21 protein-coding genes are annotated in these 23,661 nt (G+C 45.3%); 12 read left to right on the forward strand and 9 right to left on the reverse strand.

Going from position 1 to position 23,661, the window contains the following annotated elements; translation table 11 throughout:
• Positions 1-4: 4 nt before the first annotated feature.
• Positions 5-1,441: a TlpA family protein disulfide reductase gene (locus IDJ76_RS06430; RefSeq protein ID WP_191161926.1), complete on the reverse strand. Its 1,437-nt coding sequence runs from the start codon at positions 1,439-1,441 to the stop codon at positions 5-7.
• A 114-nt stretch (positions 1,442-1,555) separates the two neighbouring features.
• Between IDJ76_RS06430 and IDJ76_RS06435 the strand changes: the two genes are divergently transcribed.
• Positions 1,556-3,190 (forward strand): TldD/PmbA family protein, encoded by a 1,635-nt coding sequence (locus tag IDJ76_RS06435; protein WP_191161928.1) that lies wholly within the window; start codon positions 1,556-1,558, stop codon positions 3,188-3,190.
• A gap of 4 nt (positions 3,191-3,194) precedes the next feature.
• Positions 3,195-4,532 (forward strand): TldD/PmbA family protein, encoded by a 1,338-nt coding sequence (locus tag IDJ76_RS06440; RefSeq protein WP_191161929.1) that lies wholly within the window; start codon positions 3,195-3,197, stop codon positions 4,530-4,532.
• Between the two features lie 16 nt (positions 4,533-4,548).
• Here IDJ76_RS06440 and IDJ76_RS06445 read toward each other — a convergent pair whose 3' ends face one another.
• Both IDJ76_RS06445 and IDJ76_RS06450 read right to left on the reverse strand, forming a co-directional pair.
• Entirely contained in the window at positions 4,549-6,630 is a 2,082-nt protein-coding gene (locus tag IDJ76_RS06445) for a TonB-dependent receptor (RefSeq protein WP_191161931.1), read from the reverse strand.
• Between the two features lie 73 nt (positions 6,631-6,703).
• Entirely contained in the window at positions 6,704-8,017 is a 1,314-nt protein-coding gene (locus IDJ76_RS06450; RefSeq protein WP_191161933.1) for a PQQ-dependent sugar dehydrogenase, read from the reverse strand.
• Positions 8,018-8,161: 144 nt separating this feature from the next.
• On the opposite strand from IDJ76_RS06450, the gene IDJ76_RS06455 reads away from it, so the two are divergent.
• Complete coding sequence (locus IDJ76_RS06455; RefSeq protein ID WP_191161935.1) at positions 8,162-10,111, forward strand: gliding motility-associated C-terminal domain-containing protein; 1,950 nt, start codon at positions 8,162-8,164, stop codon at positions 10,109-10,111.
• Between the two features lie 4 nt (positions 10,112-10,115).
• Here the strand turns inward: IDJ76_RS06455 and IDJ76_RS06460 are convergent, their stop codons facing one another.
• Positions 10,116-10,637 carry an NADPH-dependent FMN reductase gene (locus IDJ76_RS06460; RefSeq protein ID WP_191161937.1) on the reverse strand — a complete coding sequence of 174 codons (522 nt, stop codon included), beginning with the start codon at positions 10,635-10,637 and terminating at the stop codon, positions 10,116-10,118.
• 271 nt (positions 10,638-10,908) lie between these two features.
• On the opposite strand from IDJ76_RS06460, the gene IDJ76_RS06465 reads away from it, so the two are divergent.
• The 5 genes from IDJ76_RS06465 to lepB are packed head-to-tail and all read left to right on the forward strand — an operon-like array spanning position 10,909 to position 15,292.
• Entirely contained in the window at positions 10,909-11,712 is an 804-nt protein-coding gene (locus tag IDJ76_RS06465) for a ParA family protein (RefSeq protein WP_191161939.1), read from the forward strand.
• 6 nt (positions 11,713-11,718) lie between these two features.
• The gene (locus tag IDJ76_RS06470) at positions 11,719-12,645 is read left to right on the forward strand and encodes a ParB/RepB/Spo0J family partition protein (RefSeq protein ID WP_191161941.1); all 927 of its coding nucleotides are present in this window, start codon (positions 11,719-11,721) and stop codon (positions 12,643-12,645) included.
• A 1-nt stretch (position 12,646) separates the two neighbouring features.
• Positions 12,647-13,360: a DUF5683 domain-containing protein gene (locus IDJ76_RS06475; RefSeq protein WP_191161943.1), complete on the forward strand. Its 714-nt coding sequence runs from the start codon at positions 12,647-12,649 to the stop codon at positions 13,358-13,360.
• Positions 13,361-13,382: 22 nt separating this feature from the next.
• The gene (gene dapB / locus IDJ76_RS06480; RefSeq protein WP_191161945.1) at positions 13,383-14,132 is read left to right on the forward strand and encodes a 4-hydroxy-tetrahydrodipicolinate reductase; all 750 of its coding nucleotides are present in this window, start codon (positions 13,383-13,385) and stop codon (positions 14,130-14,132) included.
• 23 nt (positions 14,133-14,155) lie between these two features.
• Positions 14,156-15,292: a signal peptidase I gene (gene lepB / locus IDJ76_RS06485; protein WP_191161947.1), complete on the forward strand. Its 1,137-nt coding sequence runs from the start codon at positions 14,156-14,158 to the stop codon at positions 15,290-15,292.
• Positions 15,293-15,645: 353 nt separating this feature from the next.
• Here lepB and IDJ76_RS06490 read toward each other — a convergent pair whose 3' ends face one another.
• From IDJ76_RS06490 to IDJ76_RS06510, 5 genes are all read right to left on the reverse strand, one after another.
• Positions 15,646-16,608: a Gfo/Idh/MocA family protein gene (locus IDJ76_RS06490; RefSeq protein ID WP_191161949.1), complete on the reverse strand. Its 963-nt coding sequence runs from the start codon at positions 16,606-16,608 to the stop codon at positions 15,646-15,648.
• Between the two features lie 131 nt (positions 16,609-16,739).
• Positions 16,740-17,807, reverse strand: a complete 1,068-nt coding sequence (locus tag IDJ76_RS06495; protein ID WP_191161951.1) for a hypothetical protein — start codon at positions 17,805-17,807, stop codon at positions 16,740-16,742.
• 98 nt (positions 17,808-17,905) lie between these two features.
• Positions 17,906-18,793, reverse strand: a complete 888-nt coding sequence (locus tag IDJ76_RS06500; RefSeq protein WP_191161953.1) for a class I SAM-dependent methyltransferase — start codon at positions 18,791-18,793, stop codon at positions 17,906-17,908.
• A 111-nt stretch (positions 18,794-18,904) separates the two neighbouring features.
• Complete coding sequence (locus IDJ76_RS06505; RefSeq protein ID WP_191161955.1) at positions 18,905-19,657, reverse strand: ABC transporter ATP-binding protein; 753 nt, start codon at positions 19,655-19,657, stop codon at positions 18,905-18,907.
• A complete protein-coding gene (locus IDJ76_RS06510) occupies positions 19,654-20,385 on the reverse strand; it encodes an MlaE family ABC transporter permease (protein WP_191161957.1) in 732 nt (243 codons plus the stop codon). Before IDJ76_RS06510 ends, IDJ76_RS06505 begins: the two co-directional genes overlap by 4 nt.
• 164 nt (positions 20,386-20,549) lie before the next feature.
• Between IDJ76_RS06510 and IDJ76_RS06515 the strand changes: the two genes are divergently transcribed.
• Genes IDJ76_RS06515 through IDJ76_RS06530 form a run of 4 tightly spaced genes read left to right on the forward strand, consistent with a single transcriptional unit; the run spans position 20,550 to position 23,631 of the window.
• Entirely contained in the window at positions 20,550-21,254 is a 705-nt protein-coding gene (locus IDJ76_RS06515) for an SDR family oxidoreductase (protein ID WP_191161959.1), read from the forward strand.
• 28 nt (positions 21,255-21,282) lie between these two features.
• Positions 21,283-21,900: a PspC domain-containing protein gene (locus IDJ76_RS06520; protein WP_191161961.1), complete on the forward strand. Its 618-nt coding sequence runs from the start codon at positions 21,283-21,285 to the stop codon at positions 21,898-21,900.
• 46 nt (positions 21,901-21,946) lie between these two features.
• Positions 21,947-22,939, forward strand: a complete 993-nt coding sequence (locus IDJ76_RS06525; protein ID WP_191161963.1) for a LiaI-LiaF-like domain-containing protein — start codon at positions 21,947-21,949, stop codon at positions 22,937-22,939.
• 47 nt (positions 22,940-22,986) lie between these two features.
• Positions 22,987-23,631 carry an RDD family protein gene (locus IDJ76_RS06530; RefSeq protein WP_191161965.1) on the forward strand — a complete coding sequence of 215 codons (645 nt, stop codon included), beginning with the start codon at positions 22,987-22,989 and terminating at the stop codon, positions 23,629-23,631.
• The last annotated feature ends 30 nt before the right edge of the window (positions 23,632-23,661 follow it).

Below are 23,661 nucleotides of genomic sequence, written 5' to 3' on the forward strand. Positions count from 1 at the left end.
TCCCTTACAGTTTAGCCAGCATCTTTTTCAAATCGGGGTTGCTTGGCCGGGGTGCATCTAAACTTATTACCTTACCATATTTATCTACCAGGATGTATCTCGGTATTTCTATTAAGCCGTTCTTATAAAGCTGTTTAACCAGGTCGGCCATCAATACTTTATCAACCATCATATTATAACCTTCCAGTTTTGATTTCCTGACGATATCTTTCCAAACCTGCCTTGCTTTTGGCGCATCAACAGAAATAAATACGGGTGTAACCTTCTTCTTTTTCAGCAGGGGCCTAAGCTGTGCATAAGACGGAAACTCGCCCCGGCACGGCATACACCAGGTTGCCCAAAGGTCTACATATATGGCCTTCCCACTAAAATATCGCTTTAACTGGTTAAAGTTTTTGAATTTAGTGAGTGTATCAATTTTTACATCCGCGGCATTTACAAGGCTGTTTACTCCCTTAACCGTGTCTAAAAAGGCTAAGTAAGGGCTATTAGGAAATTCCTTTTTATAAATAGGTAAGGTTTTTTTGTAATCAAACTCGCTTAAACCAATCAGTTTGGCAAACATCAACATATTGCCGAATAAATACTCTTGTATCGGTTTTGGTGCCAGTTTATAAGCGCCGTATGAGCCCCAATCTTTGTCATTAGGTAACTTTATACGTCCTGCTTTATCAAAATAATAATCGGCTAAGTACCCCACACCAAAACCACAACGGGCGTTTTCTAATTTATTGGGTCCGGCAAATTCCATCAGCGCATTTTTATATTCCTGATAACGCAATTTTTTTGAGCTGTCGGTAATTTTGCTTTGCAGATAAGTAAGCTGCCCAATTAAAAAATTGCCCTGCTCTGCCCGGATATCAGTTTTAACAAGGGATAAAAACTGTATATTGATTTTTCCTTCTTTATACAATACATCAAAGGTGCTGGTTTGCCTGCCTATAAAACTGCCAAACTTTTTAAGCCCGCGGTACTTATCTTTCTCTTCAAGGGCGGCAAACAACGCCGATTGCATCATACGGGTGGCTAATGGCTGGCTGTTATAAACGTTGTATGCATATTGCCCGGCTGCGTTGCTTCCCTCAAACACAAGGGCCTTAGATTTATCTGTAGTGTTGTAGATCTTGATCTTGATATCATCGCCGGGGGCTACAAATAAAAAGATGCGGCCAAAGCCTGTCTTGATCTGCAAGGTTACCATTGTGGTTACAGGTATATCGAACGCAAATTTATTATTGGTTACCGGGTAGTAAACATCATATATGTAATTATTAAAACTGCCGACAGGTACGGTCGCCCAAACTTTTTCAACGCCTTTTTTATCCATAAACTCGCCGGATATCCGTACGTTTCCAAAGGTTACATCAAAAAAGCAAAGCAGGCATAGCGTTGCTACAAAATACACTTTTTTAAAATAGCCGGTCGCGATATCAGCTGCCATAGTTTTCAAACTAAATATTTAGTAATGCAATGTAGCAGATATTTATCAAAGTTTTAACAGGTATTATTATTTATTATTCGAGATCGCTATATTAGGCAAATAATAGTACCCACCTTGAAAAGAAAAGATTTCCTATACCTTACCGGCATGGGCATTAGTGCCTCCATGCTCAGCAGGATGACCGCTATGGGCACCCCTGTTATGCCCGGCACCCGCATGCGGGATGTTGATGTGGCCATTAAAAAACGGATGGCCGATGTGGCCCTGAACGCGGCACGTGCCAAAGGCGCCACCTATACCGATGCCCGCCTTGGCCGCTACCTGAACCAGTTTGTGGTCACCCGCGACCGTAATATCGAAAACATTGTAGATACCGAATCGTATGGGATGGGCATCCGCGTTATTGCCAATGGCTGCTGGGGCTTTGCCGCTACCGATAAGCTGGATAACGATAGCATTGCCCGCGCTGCCGAAACGGCGGTTGCCATAGCTAAAGAAAACTCCCGCATCCAGAGCGAACCGGTACAGCTTGCGCCGCAAAAGGGCTATGGCGAAGTAAGCTGGAAAACACCTATCGAAAAGAACGCCTTCGAGGTGCCGATGAAGGATAAAACCGATCTGCTTTTATCTGTTAATGATGCCGCCTTTAAAAATGGCGCTAACTACGTGAACTCGGTACTGTTTTTTGTGAATGAGCAAAAATATTTTGCCTCGACAGATGGTTCTTATATCGATCAGGACATCCACCGCGTATGGCCCATATTTGGGGTAACCAAGGTGGACGAAAAGAGCGGTAAGTTTGAAACCCGCCAATCGTTAAGCGCCCCGCGCGGCATGGGTTATGAATATTTAATTCCCCGCGACAGCGATAAAATTAAAAGCCAGACCACCCTTTACCGCGACCGCTATGACATGCATGAAGATGCGGCAGCGGCAGCCTTACAGGCGGCACAAAAACTTAAAGCCAAAACCGTTGAGCCCGGCAAATACGACCTGGTGCTCGACCCAAGCCATCTTTGGCTCACCATCCACGAATCTGTTGGGCACCCTACCGAACTGGACCGTGTGTTGGGTTACGAAGCTAACTTTGCCGGGACCAGTTTCCTGACTTTGGATAAGTGGAAAACCGGCAAGTTTAATTTCGGAAGCAAGAATGTGAATATAGTGGCAGATAAACTACAGCCGGGCTCATTAGGTGCCGTAGGTTACGATGACGAAGGTGTAGGCACTAAACAGTGGGATATTATTAAGGACGGTGTATTGGTTAACTACCAAACCATCCGTGATCAGGCCCACATCATCGGCTTAAAGGAATCGCAGGGTTGCTGCTACTCGCAAAGCTGGCAGGATGTACAATTCCAGCGCATGCCTAACATATCCTTACAACCGGGTAAAACACCGCTGAGTGTAGAGCAGATGATCAGCAAAGTAGAGAAAGGCATTTATATTATTGGTGATAGCTCCTTCTCGATAGATCAGCAGCGGTATAACTTCCAATTTAGCGGGCAGCTTTATTATGAGATCAAAAACGGAAAGATCGTCGGCATGCTCAACGATGTGGCTTACCAGGCCAACACGCAGGAATTTTGGAACAGCTGCGCCGCCGTTTGCGATAGAAGCGATTACCGTTTAGGCGGATCGTTCTTTGACGGCAAGGGCCAGCCCACACAGTCGAGCGCGGTATCACATGGGTCATCAACTGCCCTGTTCAAAGGGGTTAACGTAATTAACACAGCAAGAAAAATATAACGATATGGCTATTTTAACTGAAGACGAATGCAAGGCGATCCTGAAAAAGGCGCTTAGTTATTCAAAAGCCGATGAGTGCGAAGTAAGCATTAACGGCGGCAACTCGGCCAATATCAGGTACGCGCGTAACTCGGTATCAACCAGCGGTTCGTTAAGTTCAAGCAGCATGGCCATATCGTCGGCCTTTGGCAAAAAGCTGGGCATCGTAACGCTGAATGAGTACACCGACGAAGCTATTGCCAGTGCCGTAAAACGCTCTGAAGAACTTGCCAAATTGGCACCCGACAACCCGGAATATATGCCGTTTTTAGGCCCGCAAACTTACGCGCCTGCCCCTAAAACCTATGTACCGGCAACCGCTGCCATTACACCGGCGCAGCGTACCACCATGGTTGCGCAAAGTTTGGATGTTGCAAAACAGAACAAACTTACGGCAGCAGGTTTTTTGCAAAACAGCGATAATTTTAGCGCGATGATGAATTCGCACGGGTTGTTTGCTTACAATACCTCTACAGATATTAACTTCTCTATCACTCTGCGCACGGCAGATAGCCAGGGATCGGGCTACGCTACAAAGGATTATAACGATGTTGCCAAAATGGATACCCTGGCCTTCACCAAAATAGCGGCCCAAAAGGCAACAGGGAGCGGCAGCGCGAGAGCCATTGAACCAGGTAAGTACACCGTGATATTAGAACCTGCAGCAGGCATTGTTTTGTTAGAGCAGCTTTACGGAAGCCTGGACGCCCGCAGTGCCGACGAAGGCCGTAGCTTTTTAAGCAAGCCTGGCGGTAAAACCAAATTAGGCGATAAACTGGTTGATGAGCGCGTAAATATCTACACCGACCCATCAAACCCCGACTTGCCCGCCAGCACCTGGGGCGGTGACGGCCAGCCACAGGAAAAACGCACCTGGATAGAAAAAGGCGTGGTAAAGAATTTAAGCTATTCGCGCTACTGGGCGCAAAAGAAAGGGGTTAAACCTGTACCCGGCGGCGCCAATATTATTATGGAAGGCGGTACGCAAACTTTAGAAGAGCTGATCAAAGGTACGGAGAAAGGCATACTGGTTACCCGTTTATGGTACATCCGCCCGGTTGATCCGCAAACTTTGCTTTTTACAGGTTTGACACGCGACGGTACATTTTACATTGAGAACGGCCAGATCAAATTCCCTATCAAGAACCTGCGCTTTAACGAGAGCCCGGTAATTATGCTGAACAACCTGGATGCCCTTGGCAAAACCGAACGTACCGTGAGCGGCGAAAGCGGCCAAAGCGCCCTGATCCCCCCTATGCGGATCAAGGAGTTTACGTTTACATCACTGTCAGACGCGGTATAAGTAACTAGTCCCGGTATTATAACCCCACATTCATCCCCACAAAGTAATTGCGCGGGGGCGCGGGGTTGTAATACCGGTTGCCTACCGCATTTAAATCGTTACCCAGGCTATACTTTTGATTGAGCAGATTATCTGCACCTGCGTATAACTCTAACCGTGCTTTGCGGGTAAAGCTGTGCTGCCACGAAGCTTTGGCCTGTAACAAGTGGTATTTGTTGGCATAAACGGTATTGCCATCATTAAGGGGTATCGATGATGTATAATTGTGCTGCACAAAAAGCGACAAGTTTTTAGGGAAGTTAACCTGAACAGACGATACCAAAACTTCTTTGGGTACGCCCGTAAGTGCATTGTTTGAATAATTGGCACCCGCTACCTGGTAATCCCTGAATTTAAAACGGCTAAGGGTAAACCCGGTGTTAAACTGCAAGCCCCTTATAAAATTGCTGCTGTTTTGGCGGATGAGCCAATCGGTAAAAGCTATTTCAAAACCGGGCTGATTAGTCCCGCCGGCGTTCACATAAAACTCCGTCTCATCGGGGTTTAAGCGGCGAACGATCGAATTATTCAACCGGTAATAAAATACCGATGCATCCAGCAGCAGGGTTTCATCTTGATTACGCAGGCGGAAACCTGTTTCATAGTTCCACCCGTTTTGTGCCTGCAGGCTGGTATTGATGATATTGTTTGTCGGCCGTACCTCTGCAATGGTGGGGGTAGAGTACCCCCTGCTTACCGATGCCCGCCAGATAAAATCATTAGTTATCTGGTAAGATAGCGCCAGCCGGGGCATCAGTTGCGGCGTATAGTCGCGATCTTTGAAGTTGCCCTCATTCAGCGGGGCAACATTTCTGAATTTGTATTGATAGTAATTTAAGCTCACTGCGGCTTCGGCATGCAGGCGTTTAAAAATGTCGGCCGCATAACGGGTAAAAATGAAATGCTGGTTGGTATTGATTTTATCTATCTTTTGCACCTTGCCTTTAGCACCCGCATTATTATCATAATTGCTGATTAGCGAGTTAGTCTGTTGCAATTCGGCACCAATATTCAGCTTCCAGTCAAAGTTTTCTTTCGGGATGGCCGCCAATTCAAAGTAAGTACGGAAACCGTAGGTATTCTCTACGCGCTGCTCATAATTAGTGATGAATGGGTTTGCAAAATCCACATGGCTGCCAAAAACCGTAGCCACATTGCGGATGCGGTCGGTAATGTGTACCTCATTGATCAGCCCACCCAAAAACATTTTAGTGCTGATGGCTATCTTTTGCTGAATTGCTCCAGGCAATGTAGCCGTAGGCAATCTGGCCGACTGTGGATTAGCCGTAACTTGCGCCAGGTTCAAGCCACCGGGGGTTTGATAAAACAGATCAGAGTATAGGGCTACGGCCCTTAACTCGTTACCCTTACCATACTGTAAAGCATCACTTGCCTGGAAATAGTTACGGTGTGTGCTGCTATTTTGCCTGTAACCATCATACTTTTGGTACGATTGATTGAAGTTGAACCTGTTTTTACTATTCCCTATCTGTACCGAAGCTTTTTCATGTAATAGTCCATATGAACCGCCATTGACGCCGGCATTGAGGTAAGTGCTATCTGCTTTACCACTAACCTGGTTCAGTAAAACTACGCCGCCCGAGTTGGCGCCGAACAAGCTGCCATCCGGCCCTTTCAAAATTTCGATATGCCGGATATTGCCAATGTCGATAGCGTTAAGGTAGGTGTTACCGCCTGCGTCGGTGAGCGGGATCTCATCAAAATAAACCTTGACGTCCCTTACCCCAAACGGCGAACGCAGCAAACTTCCCCTGATAGATAAGCGGTAACTGCCCGGCGACCGCTCCTCGGCCCGTACACCCGGTACAGTGTTTAATGCCGATACAAAAGAATTATCGGGCTGTACTTTTAACTGCGATGCACCCAGCACACTTACCGATGCGGGCACACGCAATACAGGCTGGTTAGATAAATAGCCTTTAACGGTAACCGCATTTAAGCGAGTAGTGTCAGCCTTTGCCTTAACAGATGAACGTTGGGCAAAAGTAGGGCCGGCAATTACGAAGAAAAATATAAGGAAAAGGAAAAGTTTGGTCATAGAGCGCTTTGAATAAACAAAAATAGCCCTTTACACGGCAAAGGGCTATTCTTATTAAAATATTACAATGAGGTTATTTGGCACTCACCCGCCAGATACGATTACTGGCATCATCAGCTACCAGCAATGCACCATCTTTAGCAACAGTTACCCCCACCGGGCGACCGTAAACCTCATTTTTAGCTGCATCGGCAACAAAACCCGTCAGGAAATCTTCCATAGCGTTGCCGGGTTTGTTATTAGTGAACGGAACGAAGCCCACCTTATATCCTGACAATTTTGAACGGTTCCATGACCCATGCTGGCCAATGAATGTACCGTTTTTGTATTTGGCCGGGAACTTATCGCCGGTGTAAAATGCAATCCCTAATGATGCTGTGTGCGGGCCAAGAGAAAGATCGGGTGTAATGGTTTTCTTAACCATATCCGGGCGTTTTACTTTCAGGCGTGGGTCTTCATGCTGGCCAAAGTAAGCCCAGGGCCAGCCGTAAAAGCCGCCTTCCTTTACGCTGGTCATGTAATCGGGCACTAATTCGTCGCCAAGTTCATCGCGCTCGTTAACAACGGAGTATACCACACCTGTACCGGGCTGCACATCAATACCGGCAGGATTGCGCAAGCCGCTGGCGTAAATGCGCTCTCCGCTGCCATCAGGGTTTATCTCCAGGATATCAGCACGGCGTTTCTCAACCTCCATACCCTGGTCGGCCACGTTAGTGCCAGATCCTACCGAAATATAGATCTTATTACCGGCAGCATTAGCATGCAGGTTACGTGTCCAATGATTATTATAACCGCCTGCTGGTAACGACAGGATCATTTTACCGGGCTGGGTTATCTTCGTATCGCCGGTTTTATAGGGGTATTTCCACAGGCCATCGGTATTGGCTACGTAAAAGGCATCACCCATTATCAGCATACCGTAAGGCTGGTTTAAATTACTCAGGAAAACGCCCTGCATATCGGGTTTGCCATCACCGTTCGTATCGCGGAATATGCTGATCCTGTTAGCGCTTTTGCCCAGGTTTTGCGAAGCGGCCACACCAATTATCTTAGCACCTATTTTTTTAAACCCTTTGGCTTCTGTGTTAGCTTCAGATACCAGGATATCGCCATTAGGGGCGATATAAATATTGCGGGGGTTTTTAAGGCTGTCGGCAAAAAGGCTCACTGTAAAACCGGCAGGCGCAACCGGCGTTTTACCGGCAGGCCAGCCAATCACCTTACAATAATTACTAACAGATTTTGTTTCATAAGGGGCTGGCAGTTTAACCTCCTGCTTTACGGGGGTGCTTACTTCGGCCCGTTTATCTTGGTCGGCCTTTTTTTGCGTACAGGCTGATGCAGCCAGTGCCACCAGGCCTATATATAGTAATTTATTTTTCATGTTTTGTTGATAGATGTTTGAACCTGTTAAACTTGCTATATGGTTTAATTGTTTTCAAAATCAACATCACTCTTTGGCCTATTAGTTTAACTATGGTATAAAAAGTATATTTTTGGATTATACTGCTGCCACAGCAGTTAAGTAATGCAAACCTTCCATATAAAAGCCCTCTTACTGCTATTTTTTACCGTGTTTGCAATACAGGCACGCGCTCAACTGGCGGGCGGTAGTTTGGGCGACCCGGTGATTAATGAAACCTTTGGCCACGGCGCTACCTATGGTACTACGGGGCCTGCCCTGCCCGTTACGGTTACCAACGTAAGGTATACTACAGAAACCTGCCCCACCGATGGATATTACACCATAGCCAGCGGATTGGGAAGCTGCTTTGGCGGAACCTGGCAGACGGTTTCGCGTGACCATACCGGCGACGCGAACGGTTATATGATGATCATCAATTCATCGTTTGACCCATCAATATTTTATGTGCAGAAAGCCAGCGGCAGCCTGCTTTGCCCAAATACTAATTACCAGTTCTCAGCCTGGATCATGAATGTGATCCGCGACCGGCCTGACACCCGCAACCATATCCGCCCCAACATTACATTTTCTATCGAAACAGTTGATGGCACCGTGCTTAAAACCTATAATACCGGCGATATACCGCAGGGCGACTTTACCACCTTTGAGGAATACGGCACTTCGTTCACCACACCATCTAACGGGGCGGATATTGTAGTAAAGATGCGTAACAATGCACGAGGAGGGGACGGCAATGATCTGATATTGGACGACATTACTTTCAGGCCTTACGGCCCAACCATATTAGCTGGTTTTGGTGATATTACCTCCACCACCGACCGCGACCTTTGCGAAGGCGAAAGCGGTACCTATATTTTAAAAGCATCGCAAGTGGGGTATAATGACCCTTACTACCAATGGCAGGTTAATAAGAATGACGGCTCGGGCTGGAAAGACGTTGCAGGGCAAACTACCACAACTTTAAACGTTACCTTAACCAATGCGGTAGCCGGTAAAAACCAATACAGGATAGGTGTATTGAACGGGCCATCGGCAGCTATTACCTGCCGCATTTACTCCCAGCCCTTAACCGTTAATGTAAATGCGTTTCCAGTTGTGGTTATTAAACCTCAAACGATAGTTTGCGAGGCGCAGGAACTTCGCCTCACAGCCACTGGCGGGGATACTTATCAATGGACAGGACCCAACGGGTTTACATCTGCCGAGCAATCGCCGGCAGTAAGTTACTCGGCCAACAACTCATTTAACGGCGTATACAGGGTAACGGTTACCACTAAGGGCTGCGTTTCTACCGCATCTACAACGGTAAGCGTATTACCAAAAGTTAACCCAACCATTAGCAGCGATGTGGCCATTTGTGCGGGGAGCAGTACCCAATTACAAGCCGGTGGGGGCGTTACTTACAAGTGGACACCAAGTGCCGGGTTAGACCACGACGACATAGCTAACCCCATGGCGAGCCCCTCGCTAACAACTACCTATAATGTACGGGTTGACAATGGCGGATGCATTGACGAAAGTAAATCTGTTACGGTAACCGTCTTGAAACTACCTGCAGCAAATGCCGGTAAAGATGTTTTTATACAGGAAGGCGAAAGCGTTACGTTACAGGGAACAGTAGCAGGCGATGATATTAAATATTACTGGACACCTACCGAAAATATGGACAACCCATTATCCCTTAAACCGGTGGTTAGCCCTACCGAGAATACCATTTACACCCTGAATGCCGAATCGCAGAGTAACTGCGGGGTAGTATTCGATAATGTGTTGGTGCGGGTTTATAAAAAAATAACTATTCCCAATAGTTTTACCCCAAACGGCGATGGCGTGAATGACCTGTGGAATATTGACCAGCTTTTTACCTATCCGGAAAGCGTATTGACAATTTTTACGCGTAACGGCAGCCAGGTTTACCGTAGCATTGGTTACGCCAAAGCATGGAATGGCCAATACCAGGGCAAGGCCTTACCTGTCGGCACATATTACTATACTATCGACCTGAAGAATAATTCCCCCATACGCTCGGGATGGGTATTTTTGGTGCGGTAGGGTTTTAATACTTGATAAACTTTTCCATCTGTTCGTCGGTGTATCGCAGGGTATCCTCGGCGGTAAGATTGCCGTTTTCGTCCATTTCTTTGCGAATAGCCGAGATATGAATTTTGAGCGGCATTACGTTTAGGTGCAGATAATGGCACACACCGGTAAAATGGTCTACCCCGCGGATGTTACCATATTTACCGGAAGATAAGCCCACCAGCGCCGCTTTTTTATCGTAAAAACTCTCCGGGAAATTGCAAGCGTCAACAAAAACCTTCAACACGCCAGGGAAACTGCCGTTATACTCGGGTATCACAAACAGGAATTTTTCGGTATCGGTTATCTGCTGCTGGATTTTTTTGAACTCCGGGCTGCGCTTACCGTACAGGTCGGTTTTCAAAAAATTATCGGGCAATTCCATCAACGATAGCAGATTGGTTTCCAGCCCCTTTTGCGCCAGGATTTTCTTATAATACTGCGCCAGTTTTAAGGTTGAACTGCCCGGCCTGTTGGTTGCTGCGATGATGGTTACCATGTTAATTAGCGAATTATTGAGTTAGCGAATCAGTTATTGACAGGAAGCTGTAGCGTTTTAATCACTAATTCAGTCATTCACTAAATCACTAATTTCCTCCAATTATGTTTGTAAGTTGGCGTTTACTGTGGAATTTGGAATTGTTAAAAACCGTATCTTTAGCCGCGGATTAATAAACATTCGCGGATTAATAAACATTGCAAACATAGAAATTTCCGTGTTTGTTTTTCGTTGTTGTAATTTGCAATTATAAATTTTTTGAAGAGATAGAATGAGTAAAATTATTGCTTTGGCCAATCAAAAAGGTGGCGTCGGGAAAACTACATCATCCATCAACCTGGCTGCAAGTTTAGCCGTACTTGAATATAAAACCCTGCTGGTTGATGCCGACCCGCAGGCCAACTCCACATCGGGCATCGGGTTCGATCCGCGTAACATCAAAAACAGCATCTACGAGTGTATCATTAACGACATTAATCCGCATGATGCGATCCAGAAAACAGAAACACCAAACCTTGACCTGCTGCCGGCCCACATAGACCTGGTAGGTGCCGAGATAGAAATGATCAACCTGCCTAACCGCGAGTATAAAATGAAAGCGGTGCTGGAAAGCATCAGAGATGAGTATGATTTTATCATTATTGACTGCTCGCCGTCATTAGGCTTAATTACCATCAACGCCTTAACCGCTGCAGATTCGGTGATCATCCCGGTACAGTGCGAATATTTTGCGTTAGAGGGCTTGGGCAAGCTTTTAAATACCATTAAAATTGTACAAAGCCGTTTAAATACCACGCTGGAGATAGAGGGTATTTTATTAACCATGTATGATGTGCGCCTGCGCCTTTCAAACCAAGTTGTTGATGAGGTGAAAACCCATTTTGAAGATATGGTTTTTGATACCATTATACAGCGCAACACCCGCTTAAGCGAGGCGCCAAGCTTTGGAATATCCGTTATCATGCACGATGCAAACTGTAAAGGAGCCGTAAATTATTTGAACCTTGCCCGCGAAATTGTGAGGAAGAATGGCTTGGTGAAGGACGAGGAACTGGCTACCACAGTAACAGCTTAACATACGATGAGTACAGAAAAGAGAAACGCACTCGGTAAAGGGTTAAGCGCCCTGTTAAATGATTCTGATACCGTAAATCATAATAAGAACGCATACAGCAATAATAACGCTAATCGTAATAACGGTGTAACGGAAACCAATTCGCTGGGCTCGGTAAACGAGATCAGGATCAGTGAGATTGTTGTTAACCCCTATCAGCCCCGTACCGAATTTGACGAGCAGGCCCTTGCTGATCTATCAGCCTCCATTAAATTGCAGGGACTGATCCAGCCGATTACCGTAAGGCGCGTTAACACGAACAGCTACCAGCTAATATCTGGCGAGCGCAGGTTACGTGCCAGCAAACTGGCAGGCCTAACCCAGATTCCCGCTTACATCCGCACTGCTAACGATCAGCAGATGCTGGAGATGGCACTGATAGAGAACATACAGCGCGAAGACCTAAATGCGATCGAGGTAGCCCTGAGTTTTCAGCGCATGATAGAGGAACTGAGCCTGAAGCAGGAAGAATTGGGCGACAGGGTAAGCAAGAACAGATCGACCGTTACCAATTATCTGCGCTTGTTAAAATTGCCGCCAACCATCCAGGCTTCCTTGCGCGATGGCGAGATCACCATGGGCCATGCTAAGGCTTTGCTGGCGGTTGAAGATTCGACCGCGCAGATCTTTATCCACCAGCAGATCATCAAAAATGGCCTTTCGGTACGGAAGACGGAAGAGATGGTAAGGGATATTACACACGCCCCAGCAAAAAAAGAAGGTAAGCAGCCCGAAGCCCTGCCCTACCAGATGCAAAAGATCCAGGACGACCTGGCCGGGAAGTTCAGCACCCGGGTTAAGCTTAAAATTAATACACAAGGCAATGGAACCATAGAAATACCGTTCTTGTCTGAAGATGATCTGGGCCGTATATTGGAAATGCTGGATTGGTAAAATGTCGCAAAAACTTTTAGGTGCTGTATGGTTAATATTTTGCAGCTTTGGTGCCTTTGCCCAAAGCCGTGATACGGTTATTAGGGGCAAGGTTGATACCGTTATCAACGCGCCAAAAAAAGCGACAGAGGCAGCGCCTGAAAAGTTTTATCCAAAAATTAGGAAGGAAAAGATCTATAATCCCGATACTACGCACATACCCAGCCTGGCGGTAAAACGCTCGCTCATCATCCCCGGATGGGGCCAATTGTATAACAAAAAAGGGGCTTGGTGGAAAATCCCCGCTATATATGGGGGCTTAGGGGCATTGGGCTACAACATCGTAACCAGCCAGCAGGGATACAAAAAGTTTTTAGCCTTTTACCGCATAAAAAACCTGGGGCGTACACCTATTGCCACCGATGCAGAATACGCATCGTACATCAAATACAAAGACGAATACACAATTTATTCGGGGCAATCGTTACAATACTTTCAGGAAGGGGTAAGTACTTATCAGCGTAATTTCCAGATCAGTATTCTGGGGGTCATCGCGGTTTGGGGTATCCAGGCGGTAGAGGCATATGTAGAGGCTAAATTTATCAGTTCCTTTTCGGTAGATACGGACCTGGCTATGAAAATTGGGCCCAGCTTTATCAACCAGCCGGTTTATGCAATGGCAGGCTCTGCAAATGCTTATATTCCCGGTTTAAAAATTACCTTTACGCTTAAATAGTAAAGGCACCAATAATCACATAATGAAAATTGCATTATTAGGTTACGGTAAAATGGGCAAAATAATCGAAAAGATTGCCCTTGACCGTAAACACGAAATTGTATTAACCACATCACAAGAAAACCTGCACGATCTGACGCAGGAGAACTTGCAAAAGGCCGATGTAGCCATCGAGTTCAGCACACCATCAACCGTTTTAGGGAATATCGAGGCTTGCTTTAAAGCGGGCCTGCCTGTTGTGGTAGGCACTACCGGCTGGCATCACGAAACGGCACAGATGAAAGAACAGTGCGCATACCACAAAGGAGCTTTGCTGTATGCCACCAATTTTAGCGTTGGCGTGAATATCTTTTTCCACGTTAATAAAATGCTGGCCAAACTGATGAATAACTACCCCTACTATGATGTGCAGGTAGAAGAGATCCATCATACTCAAAAGCTCGATTCGCCAAGCGGCACTGCCATTACTATTGCCGAAGGCATTATAGATAACCTGGAAGCTAAAGCAGGCTGGGTAAATGTACTGACTACCGACGACGCTGCAGACGATGCCAATATCCCGGTCGACCAACTGCTGATAGAATCCCTGCGGATTGAAAACGTACCCGGGACCCATACCGTAATTTATGATAGCGAGGTTGACACCATTGAATTTAAACATACCGCCCATAACCGTAATGGTTTTGCCTTAGGCGCGGTACTGGCTGCCGAATGGATACAGGGTAAAAAAGGCTTTTACTCGGTAGAGGATATGTTCGATTTTAATAAATAATACTTTCCCCCAATACATCAATAATGAACTGGAAATTTTGGAATAAAAACAAAAACGACGATAAAAATAAAAAGAAAAAGAGCCCTGCACGCGAGTGGACGGATGCTATTATCTTTGCTGTAGTTGCTGCTACGTTGATCCGTACTTTGTTTATCGAAGCCTATACCATCCCTACACCATCAATGGAACGTTCCCTGTTGGTAGGCGATTTTTTGTTTGTGAGCAAGGTTAACTACGGCGCTCGTACGCCGATGACGCCCATTGCATTTCCGTTTGCACACCATACCATGCCCTTGTTAGGTACCAAGGCTTACTGGGATGGCGTTAAGCTGCCTTATTACCGTTTACCGGGTTTAAGCGAAGTAAAAAAAGGCGATGTGGTGGTATTTAACTATCCAATGGAAGCCGATTCGCCCTACTACCGACCGGTTGATAAACGCGAAAACTATATCAAACGCTGCCAGGGTGCGCCAGGTGACACTTTGAGCCTAATTGATGCACAGGTATATGTGAATGGCAAAGCCGCACCAAACCCGCCGGGCGAACAAACCGACTATACCATTACCACCACGGGTATGGAAATGAACCCTAAAATACTGGCAGAGCTGAACGTATCTAATTATGAAAACATCCCGTTCCCTACCATGACTAAGGATGCAGCTGCTAAAATAAAGGGGTACTCGAACGTAAAATCAATTACACAAAATATCAGGCCCAAAGGCATTGCAGATCCTTTTAATTCCGTGTTCCCGGCAGGATACCCTAAATATAGGTTGACCCCCAACAACGGCAGCTTTAACTGGAATGTTGACAACTACGGTCCGATAATTATTCCTAAAAAGGGCTGGACAGTAAAATTAGATAGCCTTACGATGCCAGTTTACGGCCGCGCTATAGAGATTTACGAAGGCAATAAGGTAGATATCAAAGGCAGCGAAGTTTATATAAACGGCGCAAAGGCCGATAGCTATACTTTTAAAATGAACTACTACTGGATGATGGGCGATAACCGCCACGATTCGGCAGATTCGAGATACTGGGGTTTTGTACCCGAAGACCATATTGTAGGGAAGGCCCTGTTTATCTGGATGAGTTGGGATGATAACGGATCATTTTTTGGACACATCCGCTGGAGCAGGTTATTCAGAGGGATAAATTAACCACAAAGGCCTTGTTCGAAAGAATGAGGCCTTTGTTTTTAAAGAGCTATTTTCCAAATATGTCATCAGGTGCAGTCGCTCGGCTCCAGCCGAGTGACTGCACACGGCGCTTAATGGCACTCCACCGCACTCGCTCGGCTCCAGCCGAGTGAGGTTTATTATAAGGCCTCCGGCCGCAGCTCAATGTTTCGTCCGCCAGAGGCCGAAAAATAGTCGTCACTCGGCTGGAGCCGAGCGACTGCAATGAACCGTGTATGCGAGCGATAGCGTGGCAATCTCATAGGACAATCGGATATGCTCAGATTGCTTTGCCGCTATCGCTCCCCGCAAAAACATGGTTTTTGATTTTTCAATCACTCTCCGATAAACTTTAATCCAATTTGGCGGCGGGTTTCATCGATCATCGCTATCATCCCACGCGACAGAGCGTGGGTAACAATTGGACTTTCGGTAGCACCGGTACGGATCAGGTCGCAAAAGTGAGCGGTTTCATAATTTAACCCACCTGCTATAAAAGGCTTACTGATCTCAACGGATCGTCCGTCCAGGTAATCAATAGTAGCGCGGGCGGGGTTCCACCAGTTTTTGTGAATGGTGATATGGCCAAGGGTTCCGGCTATCAATGCATCGCCCTTGCCATGCAGATCGAACCCGGTATAAACCTGCGCGTATCCACCGGCATGTTTGGTTTGAAATATGGCGAACGTATCTACCCCCGTAGGCCCAAAATGGCCCATAGCCTGTACTTCTTTAGTTTCGCCCAGCCAGTCAATTGCCAAAAAGGCTTCGTAAATACCGATACCCATCAGGCTGCCGCCTGCAAGTTCATAACTAAAGTTGGGGTGATCTTTACTAACATCCGCCACAGACGAGCCGGCACGCACATAACCCACTTCGCCTATAGGGTCGTGCTTTAAATATTCTTTAAGTTGGGTGTATAAAGGATAAAAGGGCGGCTTCATGCCTTCCATAAAGAGAAGGCCGGTAGCTTTTGAAAGCTTTAATACCTCATCCAGTTGCTGCAGATTTAATGCAGCAGGTTTTTCACAAAGCACATGTTTGCCAGCCTGTAACGCCTTGATGCAGTATTCCATGTGGCTATCGGGCAATGTAGCTATATATACGGCGTCAATATCACCGGCAAGCAATTCATCTACACTTGTGCAGGCCTTGCCACCATACTGGCTTATAAATGCATCTACCGTTTCGGCCCTGCGCGACCATGATGCCGCCAGCACAGCACCCGGCACCTCAGGTAAGCCCTGCATAAAACGATGGGCAATACGCCCGCAACCGATGATGCCGAATTTGATCATTAATTCAAAATTTAAAAGTCAAAATTAAAAAAGCATTGTTGCTAAGACGAAAAACAAAGACAATAAAAAGCCTCAAGTTGAAACAACTTAAGGCTTGATATTATATTCAATACTTACTACTCACCACTCAACTACTGGTATTGAATGTAGATAGGCTGTGGTTTGTAGCGTGAAAGCACTTCGTCGGGCGTTAGCATGTGGTGCGGCGCTTTTTTAATATCATTTTTGTAGAATAATTTAAAGCCTGTAAACTGTACCGGTTCCCTGTCAATAAAGTAGCGGTACGTTCCCGTTTTCAGGTCGGGTTCGCCCCAGCCGTCCATATCCATTACCACCTGCACTTCGGGGCGCAGTTTAATATCTTTATAGTTTGTTACCATCTTTTTAGTAAAACGGTGAACTATCAGGATCTTTGGCGGCAGGCCGTTTTTCTTAACCAGGTTTGCTAAATAGCCGGTTACGTAGTTAATGTCTGCCGCATCATAAGTACCTATTTTTTTACCCGGTTTGCTGCCATCTTTCATAGAAAACTCCGGATCCATACCAAAATGAACTTGTGGCATTAACAGATATTTTTCAAACAAAGGCAATTCCGCCTGTATGTTGCTTAATGCTACCTGTACATCTAAAAATACTAACGCGTGGGCTTTTTTAGCTAATACCAATACACTGTCAATTTGTTTAAAGGGCATCCGGTAACGGAACTTACCATCTTTACCGCCATCACCTTGTGCCACTACGGCTATGTAATGCAGTGCAGGTTGTACAGGCGTTTTAGGATCGGCCTTTTGCCAGGCCTTAACTTCGCCTTTTAATTTAGCCAGCATCTCGTTAGGCGGCAATTCGCCCAAAATACCCATTTTTTTAGAGTATAAGTTACCATAAAAAGCTACAATACGTTTGTATGGTAAAATAGCGCCACCCAATGGATAAGGCTGGTTTTTTACCGGCCAGCGGCCGCTGGTATCGCCATGGGCGTTGAATTTTAATAGGGAATCATATTCCGCCTTATTAGTTGGCGGGTAGCTTGATTTGGCTACGCTCAGCGTATCGGGTGCATCTTCGGCTGCTTTAGCTGTCGCGGTGCTGTCGCCTTTTTTACCTGCTGATGTTTTGCTGCCGCTTTCCGTACAGTTAGTTAATAATACTACCGTGCAAAGTACAAACAGGGCAGAAAAAATTACGCTTTTAAATTTCATAGGATGTGATGGTATTTATTGGTATGCAGATATAATTTATCAGCTTATTGATATGCGCTGAAAGTAATTGTTGTAAAGATAGAAATCCGGTAAAGTTATCAAGACTTATTTTTATAAAACTTACCAAATACACCCAGCGGCAATTTTGGGCCTGCGGTAGCTTGCAGATAAAGCTCGCCAATCTCCAGGTTTTGCACTTTTGGATAGGCCTGTTTGATCAAATTCTCGATAATTACAGAAGAGAAACCAAGCGAATAGGTATTCAGGATCAGGAAATGCTCGTCCGGATCAAGCAGCTGCATTACATCGGTCATCATTTCATTGATGTTATCTTCCAGCTTCCACTTTTCGCCGTTGGGGCCATTGCCGTAAGCGGGCGGATCCAGTATAATGCCGTTATAGGTTTTGCCACGCTTTACTTCGCGCTTTACAAACTTTAAGGCATCCTCTACCATCCACCTTATATCTTTGATACCTGATAATTCTTGGTTCTCGTTAGCCCAGGTAACCACCTGTTTAATAGAATCAACGTGGGTAGTATCAGCTCCGGCAGCTTTCGCTATTAACGATGCACCGCCTGTATAGGCAAAAAGGTTTAATACTTTAGGTGCAGGCGTTTTGAATTTCTTGACATTGTCAGAGATATAATCCCAGTTTACAGCTTGCTCAGGAAAGATGCCCAAGTGCTTAAAAGAAGTTAGGCCAAGCCGGAATTTGATGGTTACATCATTGTTTTTGTACTCCACGTGCCAGCGGTCGGGTGTTTTTGGGTCTTTCTTCACCCAATCGCCTGCGGTAGCACTGCGGCCTTTAAATTTAATGTGATGCAGCTTTTGCCATTCGGATTGCGGCAGGGCCTTGCTCCAAACCGCTTGCGGCTCGGGGCGGATGAGTATCGTATTGCCAAACCGCTCCAGTTTTTCAAAGTCGCCGCAGTCTATCAGCTCGTAATCTTTCCAGTGGGTTGGGGTAAGGAGTTGGATCATTGTTTTTTAATTAGTCCGAAAGTCCGCGCAAGTCAGTAAGTCCGGAAGATTTTTAATCCGCAAAGATAATAGCATCTTCGGACTTTCGGACATCAGACTTTACGACTGAAACTACAACTTCTCCTTAGCAGCCTGCATAAACTTGCTGGCAAATACAAAGTCGTTCAGTTCCTGGTTATCGGTGTGGGCTATCTCTTTGTTTGATCCCTCCCAGTTCTTTTTACCCTGATGCAAAAAGATGATGTGGTCGCCAATCCCCATTACAGAGTTCATATCGTGCGTTACGATAACCGTGGTCATGTTGTACTCTACCGTAAGCTCGGCTATCAGTTCATCTATAAGGATAGACGTTTTTGGATCAAGCCCGGAGTTAGGTTCATCCACAAACAAATATTTGGGCTGCATAGATATGGCGCGGGCAATCCCTACACGCTTTTTCATACCACCAGATAATTCAGAAGGGTACAATTTATTTTTATCCTTCAGGTTAACCCTTTCCAGGCAAAAGTTGGCGCGGTCGAGTTTTTCTGCCTTGGTTTGATCGGTAAACAGGTTAAGCGGGAACATAATGTTCTCCTCCACTGTCATCGAGTCAAAAAGAGCCGAGTTTTGGAACAGCATCCCTATCTGTGTACGGATGGGCACCCGCTGGGTAAAATCCATTTGGGTAAAGTTATCCTGCTCAAAAAAAACTTCGCCTTTTGTAGGGTCGTGCAAACCTACTATACACTTAAGCAAAGTAGTTTTACCTGAACCCGAACCGCCTATGATCAGGTTGTTTTTACCCGTTTGGAAAGTGGCGCTAATACCCTTCAACACATCATTATCGCCAAAGGTTTTATAAATGTCTTTAATATCGATCATAGCATTAAACTGGTGATCATCAAGTCAGCAAATAAGATCCAAACACAGCTAAACACTACGCCTTTTGTGGCACTCTGGCCAACTTCAAGCGCGCCACCAGATGTATAAAAACCCTGGTAAGAACATATGGAAGCAATAAGGAATCCAAACACTGTAGCCTTTACTAAGGCAACACGGATGGTTAAGCCGTCAAAGCCATCATTAACACCCATGATATAATCTGCGGGAGATATAGCGCCGGTTACAAAGCAGGCAATGTAACCGCCTGTGATGCCTAACATAATAGAAATAATAACCAGCATAGGTACCATAGTAATACCGGCAATAATTTTTGGCGATATCAAATATCCCGGTGCATTAACACCCATTATTTCCAGGGCATCTATTTGCTCTGTTACCCGCATGGTGCCAATTTGCGATGCAAAGCTGGAACCAACGCGGCCTGCCAATACTAACGATGAAATTGTTGGACTAAACTCCAGGATGTTGGAGTCGCGGGAGATGCTACCTGCAATACTGCGGGGCACCAAAGGGCTTGATAACTGGAAAGCTACCTGTATAGTTGTTGCCGCACCTATAAACAGTGATATGATGCTGATGATACCTAACGAACCGATGCCCACAGACACCATCTCTACCATTACCTCGCGCCAGTAAACACTGAATTTTTCGGGCTTCCTGAAACTTAATTGCAGTAACAGTATATATCTTCCTAAACTTTGAAACATTGTGATAATAAAATTCGGTTAAAAATACATTTTTTAATTTTAAGCTTTGCAGCCTGGTATGATTGAATTAATTAAATAGATATTTAACAGTTGAAAAGCAACCCAGACTAAATACGTAAAAATCACTTAATCGTTTTGGCTTGTTGCAATTAAATAACCTAACTATGAAAAACGCCTTAATAACCGGAGCAACTAAAGGCATCGGCCGTGCCATTACCATCGCATTTGCTAAACAAGGAATAAACGTGGCAATTTGTTCGCGCAACCGTGAGGAATTATCGGCTTTTGAGGCCGAACTGAAAGAAATCAATCCCCAAATAGTTGTGGCAGCCATCGTGGCCGACTGCAGTAAGCGCGAAGAACTAAAATATTTTGCCGAATTCACCGAGAAAAAGCTGGGTTTCGTCGAGATTATTGTGAATAACGTGGGTATGTACAGATACTCTACTATACTTAACGACAGCGATGATTCCTTCCAAAAACAGGTGGATACTAACCTGATGCCCGCCTATGAACTGTACCGTTTCTTCGGTAAAAGCATGGTTTCTGTCGGTAAAGGGCATATATTCAATATATGCTCTGTGGCGGCTATAAACCCCATAGCCGAAGCAGGTGTGTATAGTGTAACTAAATATGCACTTTTAGGTCTTAATAAGGTAATGCGGCTCGAAATGCAGGAACACGGTGTTAAAGTAACAGCGATAATTCCGGGGTCAACATTAACAGATTCATGGAAAGGCCAGCAGGTTGATGAAACCAAAATGGTAAACCCTGAAGATATAGCATCGGCCATCATAACGATATTAAATATGAGCGCCGGAGCTAACGTTGATGAAATGATCATAAAACCTGCACCGGGCCAGTTATAGTAACCCAAACACTTAAAAACTAAATAAAATGGAAAAGAAACTTTATCGTGATGAACACCGCAAGGTAATTGGTGGTGTTTGTGCAGGCCTGGCAGATTATTTCAATATGGATGTATCCATAGTCAGGTTAATATTTGTGGCCGGTGGCATTGCAAAAGGTATTACCTTAGTGCCTTACATCATTTTATGGATAGTATTGCCAAAACGTCCGTTTAACTTAAACGGCCCGAACCAGCCGTTCAACCCGGGGGTAGACTATACCAACTTTAACCCTAATTTTAACCAAACCTACAATAATGGCAAGGTTGATTATAGCGTGCCGCCCCCAAATGCAGCCCATCCGTTTATGCCCACACCGGCTAAAAAATCAAATGTTAGTTTAATGTTTGGTGTGGTACTGATTGTATTGGGTGCCATATTTTTAATGGACGAGTTTAACTGGTTCCCCGATTTCGATTTTGATAAAACCTGGCCGGTTGTATTGGTTGCAGTTGGTGCTGTGTTAATTTTTACCGGGCAAAAGAAACACGACTGGGAAAAACATGATTGGAACTCAAAAACCGCAGATTTTAGCAAAACTGATGCAGCGTCAGAAGCCACCGAAGAGGCAAAAAAAGACGACGATAATCAACCTACAAGCTTATAATTGGTGCAAACAGCATCACATATTCATCACATTAAAAACCACGAAAATGAAAAGTGAAAAAATAATGCCGGGACTTATATTAGTAGGCATCGGCGCTTTATTCCTGCTGCATAACTATAACGTTATCAATTTCCATTGGGGTAATATCTTTCGCCTGTGGCCTATATTTTTGATCATGGGCGGTGTAAACCTGGTACTTGCCCAAAACCGGTCGGCTTGGGCAACCGTGCTTAAAATAACAGTGGTTATTGGAGGTTTTGCCTTGTTAGTTTTAGTGCCAAACAACCAGCGCTACTTCTGGAACAACCACAACGGTAACTGGAACTTTAGCGACCACGATACCGACGGCGATAATGATGACGATAACGAAGATAGCAGCAACGCTAAAAAAGGGATCATCAAAGTAGAAGGCAGCAGTACCTACAACCAGCCATACGTAGCGACAGCAACATCAGCTATATTAAACATAAGCGGTGGCGGCACGGTTTATACTTTGAAAGACAGCACCAGCCAGTTATTTAGTGCAGTGACTAAAGAGTTTAATAATAAGTTTCAATTTGAGCATAGCACGGAAGGCAACGTACCCGTATTGGGCCTGCACATGCGCAAGCAAAATGGTAATAACTTTAACTGGGATAGCGATAACACCAACTCGGCAGACATCAAACTCAATACCCGCCCCGAATGGGACATGAATGTAGAGGCAGGCGCTACTAAATTAGATTTCGACCTGAGCAAATTCAAAGTGCGCAAATTAAAGATCAGTGGCGGCGCGGCATCGTTTGATATCAAAATGGGCCAGCCATTGGCAACCACCAATGTTGATGTATCTACAGGTGTGTCTGAGGTACATATTGCGGTGCCAACGGATGCGGCTGTCAGGATCGAATCAAATTCGGGCTTATCATCTACTAATTATGACGGCTTTACTAAAAATGGCGACGGTACTTACCAAACTGCTAATTTTAATACCGCCCCAAACAAAATGTATATTCACATGAAAGGCGGCGTATCCGACTTTAAGGTGACCCGTTACTAATAGCTTTTAAAAAGCCGGAGGTTTGTAGTATTAATCTTATAAATTTGATGACGATGCAACCCTCCGGCTTTAATAATTCAACTTCCAAAAAAGATCAGTACATCTTAGTGGTCGACGGTAAACCCGCCGGCCCTTTTAGCATAGAAGAATTGCGCAGCCGTAAACTCAGATCAGGCGATTTTGTAAAGACTGCCGCGATGGACGATTATAAAGAAGCACACGAAATCCCCGAACTGCGTGAGCTTTTCGGTTTTGCCAAACGGGCGTTACCCCTACAGTATTTTGGCAGCTTTGACCAGCGGGCTATCGCATCGGTGGTCGATTGGCTTATCGTTTCCTTCGGTTTTGTTTTTGTAGCGATAGGTGCCGTGATCCTGATCACTGACCCGACGACCCGCACCGTAGTTGCCGTTGGCATGGTTGCGCTGATCCCCGTAGCCAAAATGGTTTATCATATCACTATGGAAAGCTCTGATAAACAAGCTACCTACGGCAAACAACTCGTCAACGTTCGAGTAACAGATATTTATGGCCAACGGATAGATGTACCCAAAGCCTTCGCCCGTAACTTTGCCAAGATTCTTTCAACAATTACACTTTGTATAGGCTACCTCATGTGCTTTTTTACCAAAAAACAGCAGTGCCTGCATGATATGATAGCAGAAACGCTCGTGATAAAAGACAGGCTCTAATCCTTTCCATAGCGTATTTGTTAAAATTGT

This window comes from Mucilaginibacter glaciei (assembly GCF_014773245.1).
GTDB classification, from domain to species: Bacteria; Bacteroidota; Bacteroidia; order Sphingobacteriales; family Sphingobacteriaceae; genus Mucilaginibacter; species Mucilaginibacter glaciei.